The 2,867-nt window shown below is 55.5% G+C and carries 4 protein-coding genes; 2 read left to right on the top strand and 2 right to left on the bottom strand.

What is annotated here, in order from left to right:
- Both EOM25_13625 and EOM25_13620 read right to left on the bottom strand, forming a co-directional pair.
- Positions 1-269, bottom strand: a 269-nt coding sequence (locus tag EOM25_13625) for a trypsin-like serine protease (GenBank protein NCC26213.1), incomplete at its 3' end; no start/stop codon positions are given.
- 808 nt (positions 270-1,077) lie between these two features.
- Complete coding sequence (locus EOM25_13620; protein ID NCC26212.1) at positions 1,078-1,347, bottom strand: hypothetical protein; 270 nt, start codon at positions 1,345-1,347, stop codon at positions 1,078-1,080.
- A gap of 130 nt (positions 1,348-1,477) precedes the next feature.
- Here EOM25_13620 and EOM25_13615 point away from each other — a divergent pair, with 130 nt between their 5' ends.
- Together EOM25_13615 and EOM25_13610 are read left to right on the top strand one after the other, a co-directional pair.
- Positions 1,478-1,807 carry a DNA-binding protein gene (locus EOM25_13615; GenBank protein ID NCC26211.1) on the top strand — a complete coding sequence of 110 codons (330 nt, stop codon included), beginning with the start codon at positions 1,478-1,480 and terminating at the stop codon, positions 1,805-1,807.
- Positions 1,804-2,859 (top strand): hypothetical protein, encoded by a 1,056-nt coding sequence (locus EOM25_13610; GenBank protein ID NCC26210.1) that lies wholly within the window; start codon positions 1,804-1,806, stop codon positions 2,857-2,859. The genes EOM25_13615 and EOM25_13610 overlap by 4 nt, the downstream gene beginning before the upstream one ends.
- The last annotated feature ends 8 nt before the right edge of the window (positions 2,860-2,867 follow it).

Raw genomic sequence — 2,867 nt, 5'->3', positions numbered from 1 at the left:
ACCCAACGGGGCGCAATCAGAGCACCGCCGCAAAACTGACATTCGGCGGCCGAACAGCCATGATAGGTCAAGGCAGTCATCCAGGGCCACTTTCCGGCTTTGGCGGGTTTGCCCCCGACGATCTTGGGCATCACTCGGGTGGCTGTCAGGACGTTCAGGATGCCGGCGCTTTTGTTCAGATCGAGTTTCTTCACGTTTCCCTCTCTTTCTCTTTGCTTCGTTTCTCGAGAAACCCACCAGATGACATTATGCCGCCGCCGGCACGCCATGTCTACGGCCTTTTCTGTCGTGCCTTTTCATGGCTCAGATGGTTCCTTCACCAAACGACGGTTTCGTAAGCTAAGCCGTGCTTTGAATCACAACAAACCAAACTGGCTTTTACTGTTAAAGCCTGATCTGAAGAGAGGTTCCAAGTGTCCCCCCGTCGCTTTATCGAATACCCATTCCTCCGATCGCCACAAAGCAAAAGGGAAGAAGCCATCATGACTATCAACCACACGGCAATCCGGAACTTCCGGCAAAGCTCTACGGTGATCCGTTGCCGCGCCTCCGGCGAGGGGAACGAAAGACCTCCGGGATTCACCTCCAGGGAAGAGGGGGGGCCAGGCACCCCTTCCCCGGTTCCACCACCCATCGGTTCTCGTGATATGCCGCCCGGTGCTCGACCGGCAAGGCTACCCCCCCAAAAAAGATAGGGCCCTTTTTTGGGTCCCCGCCTTGCCGGTCTCCGCGCCGGACGGCTGAAGGGGGTTACCGATGGGTGGCTCCACCGGGGAAGGGGGAACCACCTGGTCCGTGGTCGCCGGCCTAAAAACGGCCGGCGACCCGGGAGCCAAGACCAAGAAAGAAACCGAGGTTTGCCGAGTCCCTGGTCGGGCCGGATCGCCTTCGGCAAGCCGGCCCGGGCAATGTTGGGCGGTTCGCTCACGAAAAGACCGGACAAGAAAATCGGTCATCATGTCACGATGACCATTCCCCGATCCACGTTGCTCAAGATCCATTCTGCACCTGGCACCGCCGGTCAACCATCCCCAGGTCGTTTGCCGCTGCTTGGCGCCGGCCTGGCACGCAGCCAGGTCATTCTTTTTTGTCGATGGTAACCGTTACCTTGTCACCCTCTTTCAAATTGACCTTCTTCAACTTCTTCTTGCTGACGTAGACTTCCCGGTTGCTGTCCGGGTCATCCGGATCCCGGATAACCACGACCGCCACATCCCCCTCTACCCGATCGACCGTCCCCGGCACACGTTTTTTCTGACCCATTCCCAAACCTCCTTTGCAATGGGCGCTCACAGGCAGACCGAGTCCGCGCAAAATGGCCACCGCCAGAATTGGGCTCCCCTTCATGATAGAATCGAAAACATGCCAATGCCAAGAAGGCCCGCTAGAACGTCGGGGCCGGCTCCATCAGCAAGAGCCTGGTCCGCGCTCTCGGTATCCCTGCTGGTTACACCCTGTTTGAGAGGAGCTTTCCGCCATGTCCGCTGAAGTCATGACCATCAAGGAATTGGCCAAATATCTGGATCTCACCGAAGGCACTCTGTACAAAAAGGTTTCCAACAACGAGATTCCATACGCCAAACTCGGAAACCTCCTGCGGTTCCCGAAATGGGCCATCGATCAATGGATCAGCGAGAACACCACCAAGCCGCCGGATGCCCTGTTTGACGAATTCGCCAAGCTTCAGTCTCGATATCACTTCAAGAAATGGCTCGAGTCAAAGGGCACCGATCCCAACGCAATGACCGATAAACAGCTTCTCGAACAGGTCAAGAAAGCAATCGCCGACCTCTCCACCCCGGCATGACCACCCGAAAAACGTCCCAGTTCTTGCGCACCTACGCGCTCAATCTCTCGCGCCTCGAGAAGAGTCAGATCCTGAAGAAGCTGGGCATCAAGCAGTATGACAAGAACATCCTGAGCATGTCGAACGCCGAACTGCTCGAAAAGTTCGGCAAGGGACCTAAAAGCCTGAACAAGTCCTTGTTCATCAAAAACGTGATCTGGGAGACGTATGGCAAGCTGATGCTCGGCCAAAAACCCTTCGATATCGGCAATCTCCGGTCCTTCTGGTATTACATCAAAGACACCATGGACCGCGTCGGCGCCAACAAAAAGGGCAACGCCTACCTCATCATCTCGGATATGTTCATGGTGATGGTCAAAGCCGGCCTTTTCAAATACAAAGACTTCGGTTTCGATGACGACGACCAGGGCAACCGCTGGCACGCCAGGCAACACCCGCATATCATCCTGATAGCCGAGAAAACATCATATACAGGCCTTTTGCAAGAAGTGACCAGGGATTTCGACATCACCACCCTGGCCACAGGTGGCCAGACCTCGTATTTGAGCATCGAGTATTTCGTCGATGAACTCCGCACCCGCCAGGTCGATCTGTCCCGCGAATTCATCGTGTTCTCGATCGTTGATTTCGACCCGGCCGGCGACATCATCGCGACCAAATTCGTTGAAAACCTCATGGACAACGGCATCAAGAATGTCAGAACGTTCGAAGGCAAGTTCTGTAAAGACTTCAAACGCAAGGATATCGTTATCCCCGAGAACATGAACCCGGACCAGCGGAAGAAGGTCTACCGGCTCCCCCTGAAAGTCCGCAAGTCCGGTCTCGCGGCCAGGTGGGCCGCCCGGACCGGCGGCGTCAACGGCAAGAAAAATATCCTCTTCGGCATCGAAGCTATCGTCATGCCCCATGCCCAGCTCATGGAGGTCTTCATGGCCGAACTGTCCAAGGTGATCTCCATCGACTTTGAAGCCATCGCCAAATACCGGGAAGTCAAAACGCTGAGATCCCGCCTCCAGTACTTCGCTCTCAAAAAACTCCAAATCGGCAATTAATCGGCAAA

The organism is Deltaproteobacteria bacterium, assembly GCA_009929795.1.
In the GTDB taxonomy this organism is placed as follows: Bacteria; Desulfobacterota; Desulfovibrionia; order Desulfovibrionales; family Desulfomicrobiaceae; genus RZZR01.
Note: the sequence above shows the minus strand (reverse complement) of the source record. Positions and strands in the feature narration are given on the sequence as shown.